The organism is Streptomyces sp. SID486 (assembly GCF_009865385.1).
Taxonomy (GTDB): Bacteria; Actinomycetota; Actinomycetes; order Streptomycetales; family Streptomycetaceae; genus Streptomyces.
On the sequence record NZ_WWJT01000367.1, the window covers coordinates 1 to 457 of the forward strand.

General features: G+C 82.7%; 1 pseudogene. It reads left to right on the forward strand.

What is annotated here, in order from left to right:
- Positions 1-274: 274 nt before the first annotated feature.
- A pseudogene (locus GT045_RS39780) lies at positions 275-457 on the forward strand (hypothetical protein); the annotation flags it as partial.

A 457-nucleotide genomic window follows, 5' to 3' on the forward strand; every position in this document is an offset into this window, starting at 1 on the left:
GGGTGCTCAGTGGGGCCGGCCGGCGCAGCCCGACGCGGCCGGTCAGCAGGCCCGGCCTGCCGGGTTCGGCGACGGCGGCCGGGGCGGCGCCTGGGGGGTCGACCCGCGGGTTCCCGCGGACCCTTCGGGCCCCGCGGGCGGGCAGGGGACCGGCCGCGCCGACGGCACCGCCGCGATCCCCCCGGCTGACGACGGCGGCGCCCCGGACCCGGGCACCTTCGTCTTCCGCCGCCCGATCCCCGGTCCGGCGTCGCCCCGCACCGACGACGGCACGATGACGTTCCGTCCCGTGCCGCCCGGCCCGGCCGGTTCCGAGGGCGGCGCCTCAGGTGCGTCCGGCGCGCCCGGTGCTGACACCCCTCCGGGTCCGGCCGGCTTCGGCGCGCCGCCCGCGCAGTCCGGCTTCGGCGCCGGGAAGGCCGCCGCGGACCGTGCCGGCACCGCCCGGACACCCCAG